This is a genomic window from Thermus thermamylovorans, assembly GCF_004307015.1.
In the GTDB taxonomy this organism is placed as follows: domain Bacteria; phylum Deinococcota; class Deinococci; order Deinococcales; family Thermaceae; genus Thermus; species Thermus thermamylovorans.
The window spans coordinates 52,912-69,339 of sequence record NZ_SIJL01000008.1 but is presented as its reverse complement, the minus strand read 5'-3'; the positions used below and the strand labels follow the sequence as shown (position 1 = coordinate 69,339).

Here is a 16,428-nt window from a genome sequence, read left to right as displayed (position 1 = left end):
CCGGTTCAAAGATCCCGGGGGAGCCCTAGGGGCCCTGACGGTCCCCCTCCAGGCCCTTGCGGCGCATCTCCCCCCAGACCCCCCGCTTGCGCCACACCTGGAAGGTGGCCAAGAAGCGCTCCAGAGCCAGGAGCTGGCGGTAGCCTAAGGCCTCTAGCAGGGCCAGGAAAAGGAGGGCCAGGCGGTCGGAGAGCCGGGGATAGCGCTTAAGGAGGAGGGTTTCCATCCCCACTCCCAGCTGGGAGAGGAGGACCCCATACCCCACGGCCAGGAGCAGAAAGAGGAGGGCGAACTCGGCGCTGAGGAGACCCAGGAGGTAGAGGACCGGTAGAAGCAGGTAGCCCAAAACTTCCACCACCGGGGCCAGGGCCTCGAAGAGGAGGAAGTAGGGCATGGCTACAAACCCCAGGCGGCCGTAGCGGGGGTTGAAGAGCATGGCTCGGTGCCGCCAGAGGACCTCCCAAAGCCCCCGGTGCCAGCGGTTGCGCTGGCGGCGGAGGGTCTTCCAGTCGGAGGGAACCTCGGTGTAGCAGATGGGGTCCGGGGTGTAGAGGATGCGGTAGGGGCGCCCTTCCTCCCGGGCCCGACGGTGGAGGCGTACCACCAGCTCCATGTCCTCCCCCACGGTGTCCGCACGGTAGCCCCCCGCCCGGAGGACGGCCTCGCGGCGGAAGAGGCCGAAGGCCCCGGAGATGATGAGCAGGGCCCCCATGGCGCTCCACCCCGCCCGGCCCAGGAAGAAGGCCCGGGCGTACTCTAGGACCTGCATCTTCTCCAAGAAGCCGTGGGGCAGTCGCATCGCCTCCACCGCCCCTTCGCGGACCACGGCGCCGTTCAGGGGCCTTATGGTCCCCCCCACGGCCAGCACCCGGTCGTCCTCCAGGAAGAGGCGGCTGGCCCGGAGGAGGGCCTGGGCGTCCAGGAGACTGTCGGCATCCACCGCGCAGAAGAGGGGGTAGCGGGCCAGATTCAGCCCGGCGTTCAGGGCGTCGGCCTTGCCCCCGTTCTCCTTGTCCACCACGATCAGGTTGGGATGGACCAGGGAACGGTACACCCCCCGGATAGGCCGGGCAGGCAGGACCCGGCGAAACACCCAGTCCACCCTCACCAGCCGGAAGGCCGCCTGCAAAACCTCCAGGGTCCGGTCGGTGGGTCCATCGGCCACCACGATCACCTCAAACTCCGGATAGTGAAGGTTCAGGAAGGAACGTACGGAGGCCACGATGGACTTCTCCTCGTTGTAGGTGGGCACCAGTATGGAGATGGGCAGGTAGGCCTCCCGCTCCAGAAGGTCCTTGAGGGCAAGCTCAGAGAGCTCCCGGGCGTAGCGGGCCACCATGCCGAGCCCGAAGAGAGCGAAGAGGGCGTAGAGGAGGTTGAGGATGGCAAAGTACCAGAGCACCAGAACCTGGTAGGCGAACAAAAGGGCAGGGAGAAGGCTCATGCTGCCTCCCGCAAGACCTGCTCGGCCATGGCCCGGCCGTAGGGATCGGGGTGTTTTCGGGCAGCCTGGGCAAGAAGCCCGGGATCCAGGAGGCGGAGCCCCTCCGCAGCCGCCCGCCGCACATAGAAGGAGGGGTCCCTGAGGGCTTGCCACAGGGCCCGGCGGGCCAGGTCGTTGCGCAGCAGGGCGAGGAGCCGGGCCGCGTGGACCCGCAGGAACTCCCGCTCGTCTTTGAGGGCAGCGAGCAGCACCTCCTCAAACCCTTTGGGGGAGTGGCCCAGGCGTAGGAGGGCGCGCATAGCCGCTGCCTTGAGTTCCGGGTCGGGATGCTCGAGAAACGCCGAAGCCGCCTCCGCCAGGCCCTGGAACTTGAGCCGGCCGATGGCCTCCAGGGCCGCCCAACGTTCCTCCACGCCCCCCGCCTCGAGAAGGAGGCTCGCTGCCGGCCCGATCTGCTCCTCCAGAAGGAGCAAAGCCTCCAGGAGCGCCCCCCGGGGCAGGGCGGCCTGGAGCAGGGCTTGGGCAAAGGAGAGAACCCCCTCTTCCCGGGCCACCCGCGCCCCAGCCCGGGCCGCGGCCAGGCGGAGAACGGGGTCTGGATGGTCCAGGTAGGTCAGGATCAAGTCCAAGGTTTCCGGCAAGCGGGCCTGGGCCAAGGCCTCGAGGGCCTCCAGCCGCGCCGGACGGAAGGCAAACCGCCCCCGCAGCACCCGGTCCCAGGGCGGATCGGCCCGGCGCAGCCAGTCGGCCAGGCGTTGGGAGAGCTCACCCTTGAGCATCTCTCTGAGGGCGAGCAAGGCCTCCAGGGCCGGCCTAGGCCAGGGAGGAGGGGGGAGGGATTCCTCGGCGAAGAGGGCGCGGGTAAAGCGGGAAAGCCAAGCCTCGTAGTCCCGCCGGTCCTGAAGCTCCCTGGCTTGGGTGTAAGCGTGGTAGAGGAGGATATAGGCGGAGAGGAAAGCCAGGGCCACCCCGGTGAGGAGGAGCGCCTGGAAGAGAATCCGCTGGGCCGCGGGGTAATCCCACAGGCCCAGAAGCCTTCCGGAGAAGGCCAGGACCAGCCCCCCTAGGGCCACCCCCTCGAGGACCACCACCAGGAAGACCAAGAGGGCGTAAAGCCGCTCACCGCGCCGCCACATACCGCTCCAAGCGATGGAGCAGCTCCCCTGGGCTAAAGGGCTTGGTGAGGTAATCCTGCGCCCCCAGAGCCAGGGCCTCAGCCGCGTTGCGCTCCTGCTTGAGGCCGGAGAGCACCAGGACGGGGGTGCTCTTCCTAAGCTCCCCCCTCAGGTAGCGCAGGAGGTCCAGGCCCGAGCCCCCGGGCAGGTTGAGGTCCAAGATGACGGCGTCCCAGTCCCGGCACAAAGCCCCCCTAGCGGCAGCATGGTCACCGACCACCACAGGCTCGTATCCCGCTCGCTTCAGAGCCAGCTCCAGCACCTTGGCCACCGCCGGATCGTCCTCCANTAAGGTGTGCCCCCCTATTAAACACGGACCCTTACACATAAATCCTTACACGACCTCCTCCACCATCAGGATCCGCATAAGGGCCTCCTAGAAGGCAGGGTAGGGGGTGGTTGTGAAAAACGCGCGAAAAAGGCAGCCCTAAGATCCTACTCCGGGAGGCTCGCCACCTCGAGAGCGGAACGGAAGCGGCCTCCTTCGGCCAACCCCCAGCAGGCATCCAGGCTGGCGGAATCCGAGGCCAGCACCTGCTAGTGGCTTGACGCGGCCTCCACGCGGCACCCCCGCTGCAACCTTCCCTGTCCAACCCGAGGAGAGGCATGCCCCTTCTTCCGCCAGGCCCCCCATCCGCAAGGTGGCCCTTCAGACTAACGACGAGGCGGGCGTGGGGCGGTAGCCTCCCCTAGCCCCCAGTCAAGGCTTGGGGGCCATCACCACCAGGAGGAGAGCCGGGTTCGCCGACTCGTTGCGCACCCCGTGGGGCACCCCAGCCCGGGCCAGGGCCGCCATCCCCGGGGCCAGAAGGGCCTCCTCCTCCCCGACCTGGACCACCACCTCCCCTTCCAGGACGTAGTAGACCTTGTCCGAACCCTCGTGGACGTGCACCCTCTGGGTCTGCCCGGGCAGGAGAGCGTAGAGGTCATAGAACATGCGCTCGGAGTGGAACACGGGGATCTTGGCCATCTTCTCCGGGCTGTAACGGGCCAGGCTCTTGAGGTCCTTGATCTCCATGCTCCCGAGTCTACTTGACGGAGGCCCTTTGGGGCACTAGACTAACCTTTGCGCGCCGGGGAGTAGCGCAGCCTGGTAGCGCACACGCTTGGGGTGCGTGTGGTCGTCGGTTCAAATCCGGCCTCCCCGACCAAAAGGCCCCCGCCTAGAAGGACGGGGGCCAGTTCTTAATCTATTTCAGGCCAGCGCCCACGCTTCCTCCATAACACGCTTGGCATTGGCCACTATCAAACCGGGCCGCTCGCCTCTCAGCAAGGGCCGCACCTCCGCGCTAACCACCGGGCGGCGGTCAGGGTTTAAAAAACCCACATCTAGGAGCAAGCGGAAAAAGCCCCGAACCTCGTTTACATCTATCTCTCCCCCCGGCAACCCAAAGCGAGGCTGCAAATCCCCGTAAGCGACATGGCAAATGTCCTTGGTAAAACAATTGCCAATATGTACATGCGTGAGAAAGTCTTTCACCATGGGGATAGCTTGCTCTGGGGACTCACGCAGCAAGGGAAAATGGGAGAGATCCACAACCAAGCCAAAATCTGGGTAGTGCCTCCTAACAGCCTTGGCGATATCTAGGGCATCGGTAGACGGACCAATTAAGGACTCCTTATCCACGCCCCTATCAAACACCTTGAGGGTCAGCAGGGGGTCCCCGTAATCCCTAGCAAACTCCCTCAGCTCCAATATAACATCAACCAGCACTTGCTTGGCCTCCTCCCTGCGTTCTGGACCGGGGTCCTTGCCGGCAGCAAGGCGAATCCATCGTGCCCCAAGATGGCAGGCCTCCCGAATGCAGTTCTTCACTTGGTTCACAGCCCGCCTTCTCACCTCGGCATCTAAAGCACTCAGACTTAGCTTCTGGCTAAACAAAGCCGGCTGCGTAGCGTAGGCTACCTCTAAGTGGCTCTGCTCTAGAATATATCTAGCCTCGTCCCTAACCCGGGGATCCTTGATCCATCCCACCTCTACCACCGAGAAGAAGGTATCCTCGGCAAGCTTTTCCAAGCTCTCTAAGATAGGACCGGTACCCTCTTCTACAGGATACGCCTTGAAATGGACGATGCCGGGGCGCATATATCGCTTTATGGGTGCTTCCATACGTTTCCTCCCCTAACTATCCCCTCGGATGTATGCTTCCAGCTGTTGGATCAAAAAGGCCTGTTCCTTTAGAAGGGCATTTACAACGTCGCCAATGGAGAGAACACCTATCACATGGCCTTTATCGTCTAGCACAGGCAGGTGCCGCACCCTTTTCTCCGTCATTAAAGTCATGGCATCCAAAACGGTCTGTTTGGGATTTATCGTGAAAACTGACCATTCCATTACATCAGCAACCGGTCTGTCTAAAAAACAACCCGAGCTCCCACACATCACACCCCGTGCAAAACCCTTCTCCGAGAAGATACCCAGGAGCCGTCCTCCTTGCGTTACCAAAAGGGCCCCTATATCTAGAGAGATCATCCTCTCTAAAGCTTGTCTTACCTTGGTGTCAGGTGGTACGGAATGGACGTACATTCCTTTTCTCAGAAGGATCTGGAACACTGTCATATGGTTCAAGGCTATTGCCTCCTAGTAGGGGCATACCTACTGGCGTATAGACCACGACACACGGCCCCCCTCTACCTCCTCACCTCTATTGCCTAGGGAAGCACCACAACCTTGATGGCGTCTCCTGCCCTCTCTCTGGCTGTGCGTATCGCCTGCGGCAAGTCGTCTAAGCGAAAACGGTGGGTTACCAAAGGCTTCAGATTAAGCCTTCCCTGCTCTACCAAACCAATGGCCCTGCGCACCGCCATTTGCCCCTCGCCACGAATGCCGTACATGTAAATGTTGTTGCGCACCATATATGCGGTGTCCACAACGGGCGGTTCGTGACTAAAGGCCGCAAGGCAAATTCTGCCCCCCCTTTTGAGCATCCAAAGGCCCTCGTTCACCGCGTTGGGTGCACCAGAGCACTCTATTACAAGATCAGCTCCAAAACCGTTTGTCAGTCTCCGCACCTCCTCTACCACATCAGGTTGCCTTTTAACGTTAATCACGTAATCAGCACCCAAGCTTCGCCCTAATTCCAAGCGATTATCTCTGGTTCCTGTAAGGATTACGCGCGCTCCAAGAGCCTTTGCGCAGGCCACAGCCATTAGGCCTATTGGCCCCGGGCCAACGACCACTAGCGTATCGCCAGCTACCAACCCCCCAAGGACATCTATAGCGTACATAGCAGTGCCAGCGGTAACAATTAAGGTGGCCTCGTCCCATGGGATATGCTCCGGGATTTTGTGAACAGTATTGACGTGGTTTACCACATACTCTGCGAACCCACCATCAGTCGTCAGTCCATTGGCACGGTGTCCCTTTTCTCTGCGGCTATAGTTCAGGCAGGACGTATACATGCCCTGTCGACAACGCTCACAGCGCCCACAGCCGGCATGCACTTCGACAGCCACGCGGTCTCCCACTTGGAACTCATCCACATCAGGCCCCAAAGAAACCACGGTTCCCACGTACTCATGACCAATAACAAGGCCCTTGTGGAAGGGAAGTTCATTGTCCACCTGCGCCGGCAAACCCTTCTCCAAGATCTCCAGGTCGGTGCCACAAATTGCCACCGCCTGGATCTTGATCAGGACCTCAGCCGAACCCGGCATTGGAACAGGCTTCTCTGTAGGAACCAGCTCCCACGGACCGCCGAGCACCCATGCCCTCATCGTCTTAGGGAAAGCTTCGGTCATGCCTATTCACCCCCCGAATCACCCCTCTGCTCCTCCCACCAGGAAAGCAAGTCTTCAAGAGCACGGATCAGATGCTCCTCCATCAAAACTTGGCTTTGATCTACATTGCCCTCCTTCACTGCCTCTAGGATCGCTTGGTGTTCCCCCAAAGCTTGCTGTATCCGCCCGGGGATGTGAGCCGCTCGCCCCACTAAGAACTCCACTTTTAGGGCGATCTCCAGAGCCATCTTCTCTAGATACTTGTTTTTCGCCGCACGGATAAGCCTAGAATGAAACTCCTGGTTGTATTCATGAAACTTAACCAAACCATTCCGGCTCTGCGCAAGGCTGACCATAGCTTTGTGCAGCTCCTCAAGGGCCCTGATCTCCTCTGGCAGAATGCGCCGGGCAGCTAACCCAGCCGCGTACTTTTCCAATGCACACCTCAGTTCGTAGACCTCAACGATCTCCTCCTTGGTAAAGACTTTTACCCTAAACCCAACATGAGGGAACTTCTCTAAAAGGCCATCTCCTACAAGCCGGGTAAGGGCTTCTCTGACTGGCACAATACTCACACCTAGCTTTTGGGCCAGCGGTTCAATCCGCAACCAAGCTCCGGGAGGATAGGACCCGTTTAGGATCTCCTTCCGTATAGCCTCATAGGCCTGATCCGCCAACAAAGAACGATCGACCGCTCCGCCTACACTGGTAAGCACATTCACCCGACGCCGCATTCTCGTTTCCCCCACTAGCACCAACTCACCCACAGGGACTAAACCCCCAGGGCTTGACAAAATATATGATATGCGATAGCCTAAGCCCTGTCAACTCCCCAAACCTCTTCGCCCATCCCCAACCGGGAGTAGACGCTGGGAGGTGAACAGATGTCAAAGCGGCTCAGGAACCTACTAGAGATGCCCTATGTGGACGTGGCTGAGCGGTTAAAGGAGGGCTGTGATACGGTCCTCGTACCGGTGGGTAGTACTGAGAAGCACGGTCCCCATATCCCCCTGGGGACCGACAGCCTGATCACCTATCACGTCGTCCAGGAAGCAGCAGAAGCAGCCGACGTCCTGCACACCCCATTGATGCCCTTCGGCTACTCTCCACACCACATGGGCTTGCCCGGAGAAGGCACCGGCTCAGTAACCTTAGCAGCTGAAACCTACAGGCGAGTACTCCACGACGTCGCTCGGAGCCTTATCTTTCACGGATTTAAAAAGATCATCTTTGTCTCCCACCACGGCTCTAACACCAAACCCATTGACGAGATTCTCCGAGCTCTACGCTATGCAACGGGTGCTTTCCTAGCCTTCTACAAAACGCCCACAGAGAGAGAGATAGAACTTCTTAAGGGAATCCTGGAAGGACCACCCGAGGAAACGCCAGGATGGCACTCTGGAGAACTGGAAACCTCAGCCATGATGGCGCTGGTTCCCCACGCCGTGTTCATGGAGCGGGCACGGGAAGGAAGGGCTCACGCCCCGAGTTGGATGGGGCCTGCCTTTAGCAAGAAAGATGGTACAGGCACGGTGATCTTCCAAGGGTCAGAGAACATATGGGTTCCTATGGAGCACCACGAGTACGCGGACTGGGCGACGATTGGCAACCCCTTCCGCGCATCCGCGGAGAAGGGACAGAAGGTCCTGGCCAAGATGGCCGAGCACCTAGCAGCTTTTGTAGAAGAGGCCAAAAGGTTTCCCGTCACGCTAACCACCTTGGACTTCCCTGAACGGGCCTGGTATTAGGGGGCAAAATGGGGGGGATCGGCTTGGCCATTGTGGCAACCCTAGATACTAAGGGCTGGGAAGCCGCCTTCCTACGCGATGTCCTCGAGGATCAAGGCGCTCAACCTTACTTGGTAGATATCGGCATCCACCGATCCCCTCCCTTTTCCCCCAGCGTTTCGCGGGAAGAAGTAGCTAATGCAGTANTTTGGCTTGTCAAGGGGGTATGCATTGAATATCCGAAAGGGGGGCAGTAGGCTTTACCCTGGAAGAGCTGAGCAAGCTTTCCAGGGCCGAGGCCATTGCCGCGATGGGGAAAGGTGCGGGCCGAGTCCTGGTCCGGCTCTGGTCAGCAGGCCTGATCCAGGGTGCGCTTGCCTTGGGAGGAAATCAAGGAAGCGCTGCAGGCGGCACCGCCCTCCAAGCCTTACCCTTGGGTGTACCCAAAATCTTGCTGTCCACTGTGGCGTCAGGGAATATAAGGCCATTCGTCGGCTCACGAGATATCTTTGTCATTTTTTCCGTTGTTGACTTTGTGGGTGGCCCTAATCAGCTAAGTAGGCAAATCCTATCCCGAGCCGCAACAAGTCTGCTCCAAATGGCGAGATCCTGGGGTGCGCTGTTGCCTTCCCCAGACCTTAAAAACTTAGTAGCCCTTTCCGCTCTGGGCAACACCACCCCCTTGGTGGAAAACTGCCTCCAGCAGCTCCCCGTCCTGGGAATGGAAGGCGTAGTCTTCCACGCCTCGGGAGCGGGGGGAGCAGCTATGGAAGACCTCATTCGGGCCGGATGGTTCTCCGCCGTACTTGACCTCACTACCCACGAGCTGGTGGGTGAGGCTCTTGGCTACGACATTTACACACCCACTCAGCCAGGGAGGTTACAGGCTGCAGCCGAACTCGGGCTCCCCATGGTGGTTTCGGTTGGAGGTTTAGATTACTATGTTTTTGGAGCCCCATCAACGATCCCAGAACACCTAAGGGATCGGAAGACACTTCTACACAACCCCTTTAACGCGAACGTCGCTTTGAAGACGGAAGAATTCGCCCGCGTGGCTGAGGCTCTGTGCCACCGCCTAAACCCTGCTCGCGGCCCCGTTGCACTTATTATTCCTTTGAAAGGCTTTTCCCAGTATGGGGAAGAAGGGGGGCCCTTTTGGAACCCGGAGGGAATAGAGATTTTTGTGCGCACCGTGCAGTCGAACCTCAGCAGCCGACACCACTTGCATATTCTCAATGCCCCCATCAATTCCTCTCAAGTGGTCAAGGTTGCCATTTCAGAACTCAGGAAGTTTTTGGGGGGGGGCCGTGCCAAAGGGTAAAGGCATCGAGGAAATTAAACAAGAGCTATGCCGTTTCGCAAAACTGGCCTGGGAGCGGCGGCTGATTGCCGGTTTAGGAGGGAACGTGAGCGCCCGTGTCCCCGGTGAAGAGCTGATTTTGATCACCGCCAGCGGCGTTTCCCTAAGGGATACGGCACCTCGCAACCTGATAGCGGTAAATCTCGATGGCGAACTTGTGGATAAAGCAAGCAATCTGACCCCTTCTAAAGAGTTGGGAATGCATTTGGCAGCCTATCGCCTCAGGGAAGAAGTCAAAGCCGTTTTTCACCTTCACCCCCCCCATGCCACTGCCTTTGCCACTTGGGGTTCGCCCCTCCCCTTAGTGGTAGATGGCGCCAAAGCCCGGTTTGGCTACGTGCCTTGTTTGGACTATGCGCCTTCGGGATCGGAGATGTTGCATAACATCGTACAGAAAGGTATAGGGCTATTCCCGAACGCTTGGGCTTATCTGCTCAAGAACCATGGCTCCATAACCTTAGGGCGCTCTGTTGCAGAAGCCTTCTACCTTGCGGATCTGTTGGAAGATGCCGCCAAAATCGCCCTCTTAAGTACGTTAGCACGCGGTGGATATCCGGAAGTCCCCCGTTAGTGCTTGGACTGATGTCGAAGAGGAGGGATGCGGGATGAAGAAGACGGTTTTTTTGGCGACACTCTTAGGTGTAGGGATAGCTCTTCTCTGGGCATGGGCCCAAGAACGCTTTCCCTCAAGGCCAGTGAACCTTGTTATTCCCTTCGAAGCGGGGGGCTCGGCGGACATCGAAGCCAGAGTTTTCGCCCGTCTTCTGGAAGCCAAAATCGGGCAGCCTGTGGTGCCCGTTAACCGGCCCGGTGGGGGGGGGGGCCGTGGGTTACGCTTTCCTACGCACCTCACCCGCAGATGGCTATACCGTCGCTTGGGCTTCGCCTGCGCTGCTGACCAATTACCGTATGGGCACAATGCCCTTTTCCCATAGGGAGCTTACTCCCATAGCCATGGTTTCTGTCCAGGCCATGGCTTGGGTGATTCGGACAGACGCTCCTTGGAGAACGCTGGAAGACTTGGCCCGCTTTGCCCAATCCAACCCAGGAAGGGTACGGGTCGCTACCGCGGGGGTAGGAAGTGGTACAGACATGGCCGCCATTGCGGTAGCCAATGCCCTCAGAATTCAGATTGTACGTGTCCCTTTGGGATCAGGTGCGCGGGTACCCGCTTTGCTTCGGGGGGACGTCGAAGTGGCCTCCTTACCGATCCCCGAGGCCATAGAACACGTCAAAGCTGGCCAGCTCCGCGTTCTGGTGGTTACCACTAGGGAACGGGATCCTGCAGTCCCAGAAGCGCCCACACTCAGAGATTTGGGGTTCAACTTAAGCCTTGAACTCTTTAGGGGATTGGTTGGGCCTCGGGGCATACCTGCAGAAAGGATCCAGATCCTGGCAGAAGCAGTCCGAAGGGCAGCGGGAGATCCTGAGTGGCGGCACTTCGGCGAACGCAACTCTTTTATCCCCCGCTACATGGGCCCCCAAGCCTTTGCTGCTTATTTGGACCAACAAGACTTCGTGATCCGTTCCGCGTTAGGAGCAGGCCGCTAGGCCAGGTCTCTCAGACATGTAGGAGGGGGCGGGCCGGAGAAAATAAAGTGAAAGGGGGCTCCCAAAAGATGCCTGTCCATCGGGGGAATCTCTCCGAGCTGACCTTGGGTATAGCCGGAATGGCCTTCGCCATTTGGTATGGCCTGGGGGCTCTGGACCTTTTGGGGGGGTTTTCGCCCACCTATCTTAGCCCTGGTCTCGTGCCTCTGCTGGTGAGTGGGATCCTGGCCCTTCTTTTCGCAACTTATACCCTTATTAATGCCATTGAAGCCTGGAACGCCCGCAGGGGCAAACCCTCTTCGACCTTGGATCAGGATCCAGGGAAAGAAAGTAACTGGAGAACCCTATTCCTCCTTGTAGGGCTCACCGGGCTCTACACTCTAGGAATCCACCAGTTGGGCTTCTTAATCGCCACTCCCCCCTATATCCTCCTCGTCTTGCACTTCTGTGGGGTCAGGTTAGCCCATCGGCCTACGCAGCCGCTGTTCTGGTCTATCGGAATCACTATAGGTCTCTATGTGATTTTTCACGAGGTTTTTGGAGTTCCCGTGCCGGGTATCGGGGGAAGGTAATGGTAGAGCTTGGGCACGCGCTAGCCAATGTAGTTACTTTGCCAACGCTAATCTCGCTGCTAATTGGCATTGTCCTCGGCCTCTTGGGTGGCGCCTTGCCCGGAATCACCATCACCCTAACCATGGTTTTGCTTCTACCTTTTACCTTTTACCTCTCTCCTGAAGCCTCTATCGCCCTCCTCCTCGGAACTTACGTAGCCGGCTTTACTGGAGGCGCGTTTTCCGCCATAACCCTTAACATGCCCGGAACGCCATCGGCAGCGGGAACGGCTCTGGACGGTTACCCCCTGGCCCAGAAGGGTCAAGCCGACCTGGCCCTCTTCCTGGCCATCATCGGCTCTCTGTTCGGGGGTGTCCTGGGATTCTTGGTTTTGGTTTCCTTCACGCCTGTCGTCGCCAGCTTCGCCATACGCTTTGGCCCTCCGGAAGTCGCAATGCTAATCCTTAGCGCTTTAACCTTGGTCATCGTCTTCAGCAGCGGTAACCTCCTCAAAGGCCTTCTTTCCGCAGGCATCGGTGCAGCCCTGGCACTAGTGGGTTTGGATCCCGTTACGGGAGTTCCTCGGTACACCCTTGGGCAGCTAGAGCTACAGGATGGGATTCCTTTTCTTATCGCCCTCATAGGTCTCTTTGCTTTTCCTCAGCTGGTACAGGCGCTCGGCGGTCGAAAAGACGTATTCGTAAAACCCATGCCCTTTCGTGTAAGGCAACTCCTTCAACGTGCCCTCTCATGGTCCATGGTCCGGGTCGCAGCGGTAGGTGCCCTTATTGGTACGATGGTAGGCGCTATCCCGGGAACGGGGGGGCCAATCGCGGTGTTCCTTGCGTATGGAGCGATACGCCGTGTGCTCCCACGCGAGCGGCGGACCTTGCTAGGAAAGGGGGCTCCGGAAGGGGTGGTGGCCTGCGAGGCATCCAACAGCGCAGTCAGTCCGGGAGCGCTGATGCCCCTCATAACCCTTGGGATTCCCGGGGATCCCGTGACAGCGGTCCTTCTGGGAGCACTGATCATTCACGGTCTGGCTCCGGGACCCTTGTTCTTCCAGCAAAACACCACTTTTGTCTACGAGATCTTTGCCGTGGTAGCCTTGGCTATTCTGCTGACCTCCCTGGTAGCTCTGCTAGGAGCCAGACTCCTTTTGCTGGCCCTGAACCTACCGCGCCCATACTTGGCATCTCTTATCTCTACCCTGGTGCTTCTCGGGACATACAGCATCCGCAACAACTTTTTTGATGTTGGCCTGATGCTCCTCTTCGGCGTCCTGGGGTTTGTCTTTCAACGCTTTAACTTTCCCGTAGTTCCCCTTTTACTTGCCATCATCCTTTTCCGACCACTGGAACAAAACCTGCGCATGGCTCTAACCTTATCCGGAGGTGATCTAGGAATTTTTCTTAACCGCCCCATAGCTCTTCTCTTTTTGCTGGTCGCCACTGCGGCCCTTTTCGCTAGCCTCAGGGGAGAGTATCTTAGAGCACTCCAGAGAAAGCGGGGTTTTTCTTAAAGTAGGGCACAGCTAGATCTGAGATAAGCCCTTTTACGGACCCTTCAGGCGGATCAGGGCTTTCCTCAGTTCCCCCAGGTTCTCCCTTAGGGAACGCTCGTTGAAAAGGGCACTCCCCGCCACCGCCACGTCCGCCCCCGCTCCAAAGACCTCCCCCACCGTGTCCTTGTTCACACCCCCGTCCACCTCGATCAGGCAGCCGGGGTTCAGCCGGTCCCGCATCTCCTTGAGGCGGCCCAACCTCCCCGTGGCAGCGGGGATGTACTTCTGCCCCCCAAACCCTGGGTTCACGCTCATGAGGAGGGCCAGGTCCAGCTCGGGCAGAAGGGGCGCGAAGGCCTCCAAGGGGGTGGCAGGGTTCACCGCCAGCCCCGCCCTCTTCCCGAGCTCCTTCACCTTCTGCACCGCCCTGTGGGCGTGGGGGGTGGCCTCGAAGTGGATGGTGATGAGGTCGGCCCCGGCCCGGGCGAAGTCCTCCAGGTAGCGCTCCGGGTGCACGATCATGAGGTGCACGTCCAGGGGCAAGGCCGTGACCCGCCGGACCGCCTCCACCAGGAGAGGCCCGAAGGTGAGGTTAGGGACAAAGACCCCGTCCATCACGTCCAGGTGGATCCAGTCCACCCCGGCCGCCTCCGCTTCCCGGATCTCCTCCCCTAGCCTGGTCAGGTCCGCCGTGAGGATGGAAGCCGCAAAGCGCACAGGGCCACTATACCTTCCGCACCAGGCGGTAGGCCCAGGCCAAGGCCAGGATCATGAGAGAGAGGAGCAAAAGCTCCGCCAAAACCGCCTGGAAACCCGGGTGGTCCAGGGCGAAGGGGAACTTCTGTAGGCCCTCGGCGGTCACCACCAGAATCCTCCGCACCCCGGCGATGATGCCGATGATCAGGAAGGGCTCCACCTGGAGCTGGCCCTCCTTGGCGAAGCGCATGACGGTGTAAAGGATCTCCGCCATCATCAGAGCCAGGAGCACCCGGTCCAGGAGGAAGATGGCCAGCCGATCCCCCTGCCTTTGGAAGAGGAGCTCGGTCCCCTCCACCAAGGCACTCCCCAGGAGGTAGGCCGCCCCTAGGATGACCATGAGCCCGGCGAAGAGGTAGATGGCGCGCTCCGCCAGGGGAAAGAAGGCCTGCAGCCTGTCCATAGGGGGAGGATAGCGGGAGAGGTGCTTCTGCAAAAGAGGGCGCGGGGCGGTGTGCCTACTCCAAAAGGTCCAGAAAGGCCTCCACCACCCGCTTTGGGGTGAAGCCCAGCCTCTCGTAGACCTCGGGGTAGGGAGCGCTGGCCCCGAAGCGGTCCAGGCCCACCGCCTTATGGGCGTAGCGTTCCCAGCCCAAGGTGGCCCCCGCCTCCACCGCCAGGGTGGGGAGGCCTGGCGGGAGGACCTCCTTCCGGTACGCCTGGGGCTGGGCCGCGAAGAGCTCGAAGGAGGGCAGGCTCACCACCCGCACCCGGCGGCCTCTCTCGGCCAGGAGAGCCCTGGCCTCCAGGGCTAGATGCACCTCGCTACCCGTGGCCACCAGGACTCCTTCGGGGTCTTCCGCATCCTCCAGGACGTAGCCTCCTTTAAGGACTCCTTTGGCCTTTTCCGGGGAAAGGAGGGGCACCGCCTGCCGGGTGAGAACGAGGGCGGTGGGGCCCTCCTTCCGCCCCAGGGCCACGTGCCAGGCATAGAAGGTTTCGTAGGCGTCCGCAGGGCGGATCACCCAGAGGCCCGGCATGGCCCGCAAGGACACGAGGTGCTCCACGGGCTGGTGGGTGGGGCCGTCCTCCCCCAGGGCGATGGAGTCGTGGGTGAAGACGAAGATCGTGGGGGTGCCCATGAGGGCGGCCAGGCGGATGGCGGGGCGCAGGTAGTCGGAGAAGACCAGGAAGGTGCCCCCGTAGGCCCGGTAGCCTCCGTGCAGGTTCAGGCCATTGAGGATTGCCCCCATCCCATGCTCCCTTACCCCGAAGTGGATGTACCGTCCCGTGGGGTTTTGGGGGGAGAAACCCGCCATGCCCTGGGCCTGGGTGTTGTTGGAGGGGGTGAGGTCGGCGCTTCCCCCCAGAAGCTCGGGCATCCGGGAGGCGATGGCGTCCAAGGCCCTGCCGCTGGCAGCCCGCGTGGCAATGGGTTTGTCAAAGGTTGGGGGTTCCTCGGGTAGAGAGGGGAGCTCGCCCTTTAGGCGGCGCGAAAGTTCCTGGTAAAGATCGGGATAAGCCCGGGCGTAGGCTACCAGCAGCTGTTCCCAGGCTTCTTGCCAGGCCCTCCCCTTCTCCCGCATGTCCATGTGGCGGTAGACTTCCTCGGGCACCTCGAAGGGAGGGTAGGGCCAGCCCAGGTTTCTCCGGGTGGCCGCCACCGCCTCCACCCCCAGGGGCTCCCCGTGGGCCTTGTGGGAGTCCTGCTTGGGGGAACCGAAGCCGATGTGGCTGCGCACGGCGATGAGGGAGGGCCTTTCGTCCAGCTGGGCCAGGCGGAGGGCGTGGCGGAGGGCTTGGAGGTTGTTGGCGTCCTCCACCCGGAGGGTCTGCCAGCCGTAGGCGCGGAAGCGCAGGAGGACGTCCTCGGTGAAGGCCAGGTCCGTGGGACCGTCGATGGAGATGCGGTTGTCGTCCCAGAAGACGATGAGCTTGGAAAGCCGCCAGTGCCCCGCCAAGGAGCTGGCCTCCCCGGAAACCCCCTCCATCAGGTCCCCATCCGAGGCCAGCACGTAGGTGTAGTGGTTCACCACCTCATAACCCGGGCGGTTGAACTCCGCGGCGAGCTTCCTCTCCGCCAGGGCCAGGCCCACGGCGGTGGCGATCCCCTGGCCCAGGGGACCGGTGGTCACCTCTACCCCCGGGGTGTGACCGTACTCGGGGTGCCCCGGGGTCTTGGAGCCCCACTGGCGGAAGCGTTTGAGCTCCTCGAGGGAGAGGTCATAGCCCGTGAGGTGCAAGATGGCGTAAAGGAGCATGGACCCATGCCCGGCGGAAAGGACAAAGCGATCCCGGTTGGGCCAAGAGGGGTCCAGGGGATTGTGGCGCATGGCCTCGTGAAAGAGGAGATAGGCCAGGGGCGCCATGGCCATGGGCATGCCAGGGTGGCCGCTTTTGGCCTTTTCCACGGCATCGATGGCCAAAAACCGGATGGCGTTCACGGAAAGGGCCTCGAGGTCCTTGGGCTCAGTCATGGTCTCCTCCGGCGGGACCCTGGGCCGGGCCCCCGCCCACCCGAAGACTATACCGGGAAGGGACGGGTTGCCTCCGCCTTCTGAGAATGCTAGAATCCCACAAGGCGCGGGCGCCCGTAGCTCAGCAGGACAGAGCGGGGGCTTCCTAAGCCCTAGGTCGGGGGTTCGAATCCCTCCGGGCGCACCAGGGCCAAAACGCAAGGCTTCCCCCCTCGGTGGCGA

The 16,428-nt window shown here is 60.5% G+C and carries 18 protein-coding genes, 2 tRNA genes and 1 pseudogene; 10 read left to right on the top strand and 11 right to left on the bottom strand.

Annotation, left to right across the window (positions count from 1 at the left end):
- Positions 1–25: 25 nt before the first annotated feature.
- From ETP66_RS07465 to ETP66_RS07450, 4 genes are all read right to left on the bottom strand, one after another.
- Positions 26–1,444 carry a glycosyltransferase family 2 protein gene (locus ETP66_RS07465; RefSeq protein ID WP_130842012.1) on the bottom strand — a complete coding sequence of 473 codons (1,419 nt, stop codon included), beginning with the start codon at positions 1,442–1,444 and terminating at the stop codon, positions 26–28.
- Entirely contained in the window at positions 1,441–2,580 is a 1,140-nt protein-coding gene (locus ETP66_RS07460) for a HEAT repeat domain-containing protein (RefSeq protein WP_130842011.1), read from the bottom strand. The genes ETP66_RS07465 and ETP66_RS07460 overlap by 4 nt, the downstream gene beginning before the upstream one ends.
- Positions 2,564–2,947, bottom strand: coding sequence for a response regulator transcription factor (locus ETP66_RS07455; protein ID WP_130842010.1), 384 nt, complete (start codon positions 2,945–2,947; stop codon positions 2,564–2,566). Before ETP66_RS07455 ends, ETP66_RS07460 begins: the two co-directional genes overlap by 17 nt.
- 372 nt (positions 2,948–3,319) lie before the next feature.
- The gene (locus ETP66_RS07450; protein WP_130842009.1) at positions 3,320–3,637 is read right to left on the bottom strand and encodes a cupin domain-containing protein; all 318 of its coding nucleotides are present in this window, start codon (positions 3,635–3,637) and stop codon (positions 3,320–3,322) included.
- Between the two features lie 56 nt (positions 3,638–3,693).
- Here ETP66_RS07450 and ETP66_RS07445 point away from each other — a divergent pair.
- A tRNA-Pro gene (locus tag ETP66_RS07445) sits at positions 3,694–3,770 on the top strand.
- A gap of 44 nt (positions 3,771–3,814) precedes the next feature.
- Here the strand turns inward: ETP66_RS07445 and ETP66_RS07440 are convergent.
- The 4 genes from ETP66_RS07440 to ETP66_RS07425 all read right to left on the bottom strand — a co-directional run bounded on the left by ETP66_RS07440 (position 3,815) and on the right by ETP66_RS07425 (position 7,073).
- A complete protein-coding gene (locus ETP66_RS07440; RefSeq protein WP_201738502.1) occupies positions 3,815–4,705 on the bottom strand; it encodes a sugar phosphate isomerase/epimerase family protein in 891 nt (296 codons plus the stop codon).
- A 36-nt stretch (positions 4,706–4,741) separates the two neighbouring features.
- Complete coding sequence (locus tag ETP66_RS07435) at positions 4,742–5,179, bottom strand: CBS domain-containing protein (protein WP_130842007.1); 438 nt, start codon at positions 5,177–5,179, stop codon at positions 4,742–4,744.
- A gap of 92 nt (positions 5,180–5,271) precedes the next feature.
- Positions 5,272–6,336, bottom strand: a complete 1,065-nt coding sequence (locus tag ETP66_RS07430; RefSeq protein WP_201738501.1) for a zinc-dependent alcohol dehydrogenase — start codon at positions 6,334–6,336, stop codon at positions 5,272–5,274.
- A gap of 26 nt (positions 6,337–6,362) precedes the next feature.
- Complete coding sequence (locus ETP66_RS07425) at positions 6,363–7,073, bottom strand: GntR family transcriptional regulator (protein ID WP_130842005.1); 711 nt, start codon at positions 7,071–7,073, stop codon at positions 6,363–6,365.
- Between the two features lie 150 nt (positions 7,074–7,223).
- Between ETP66_RS07425 and ETP66_RS07420 the strand changes: the two genes are divergently transcribed.
- The 8 genes and pseudogenes from ETP66_RS07420 (at position 7,224) to ETP66_RS07390 (ending at position 13,051) form a co-directional block, all read left to right on the top strand.
- Positions 7,224–8,087: a creatininase family protein gene (locus ETP66_RS07420; RefSeq protein ID WP_130842004.1), complete on the top strand. Its 864-nt coding sequence runs from the start codon at positions 7,224–7,226 to the stop codon at positions 8,085–8,087.
- Positions 8,088–8,095: 8 nt separating this feature from the next.
- Entirely contained in the window at positions 8,096–8,323 is a 228-nt protein-coding gene (locus tag ETP66_RS12555) for a Tm-1-like ATP-binding domain-containing protein (RefSeq protein WP_130842003.1), read from the top strand.
- Positions 8,302–8,664 (top strand): annotated as a pseudogene (locus tag ETP66_RS12550) (Tm-1-like ATP-binding domain-containing protein); the annotation flags it as partial. The gene ETP66_RS12555 and the pseudogene ETP66_RS12550, both read left to right, overlap by 22 nt.
- Positions 8,665–9,387, top strand: coding sequence for a hypothetical protein (locus ETP66_RS07410; protein WP_430731879.1), 723 nt, complete (start codon positions 8,665–8,667; stop codon positions 9,385–9,387). It abuts the pseudogene before it with no gap.
- Complete coding sequence (locus ETP66_RS07405) at positions 9,374–9,997, top strand: class II aldolase/adducin family protein (RefSeq protein WP_161569073.1); 624 nt, start codon at positions 9,374–9,376, stop codon at positions 9,995–9,997. Before ETP66_RS07410 ends, ETP66_RS07405 begins: the two co-directional genes overlap by 14 nt.
- Positions 9,998–10,236: 239 nt before the next feature.
- A complete protein-coding gene (locus tag ETP66_RS12545; RefSeq protein ID WP_430731878.1) occupies positions 10,237–10,977 on the top strand; it encodes a tripartite tricarboxylate transporter substrate binding protein in 741 nt (246 codons plus the stop codon).
- Positions 10,978–11,045: 68 nt separating this feature from the next.
- A complete protein-coding gene (locus ETP66_RS12540) occupies positions 11,046–11,549 on the top strand; it encodes a tripartite tricarboxylate transporter TctB family protein (RefSeq protein WP_130841999.1) in 504 nt (167 codons plus the stop codon).
- Complete coding sequence (locus ETP66_RS07390) at positions 11,549–13,051, top strand: tripartite tricarboxylate transporter permease (RefSeq protein WP_130841998.1); 1,503 nt, start codon at positions 11,549–11,551, stop codon at positions 13,049–13,051. Before ETP66_RS12540 ends, ETP66_RS07390 begins: the two co-directional genes overlap by 1 nt.
- Positions 13,052–13,084: 33 nt before the next feature.
- On the opposite strand, the gene rpe is transcribed toward ETP66_RS07390, so the two are convergent.
- Genes rpe through tkt form a run of 3 tightly spaced genes read right to left on the bottom strand, consistent with a single transcriptional unit; the run spans position 13,085 to position 16,206 of the window.
- Complete coding sequence (rpe, locus tag ETP66_RS07385) at positions 13,085–13,750, bottom strand: ribulose-phosphate 3-epimerase (RefSeq protein ID WP_130841997.1); 666 nt, start codon at positions 13,748–13,750, stop codon at positions 13,085–13,087.
- A gap of 7 nt (positions 13,751–13,757) precedes the next feature.
- Positions 13,758–14,192 carry a phosphate-starvation-inducible PsiE family protein gene (locus ETP66_RS07380; protein WP_130841996.1) on the bottom strand — a complete coding sequence of 145 codons (435 nt, stop codon included), beginning with the start codon at positions 14,190–14,192 and terminating at the stop codon, positions 13,758–13,760.
- Positions 14,193–14,247: 55 nt separating this feature from the next.
- Positions 14,248–16,206, bottom strand: a complete 1,959-nt coding sequence (gene tkt / locus ETP66_RS07375; RefSeq protein WP_130841995.1) for a transketolase — start codon at positions 16,204–16,206, stop codon at positions 14,248–14,250.
- Between the two features lie 110 nt (positions 16,207–16,316).
- On the opposite strand from tkt, the gene ETP66_RS07370 reads away from it, so the two are divergent.
- A tRNA-Arg gene (locus ETP66_RS07370) sits at positions 16,317–16,393 on the top strand.
- Positions 16,394–16,428: the final 35 nt, after the last annotated feature.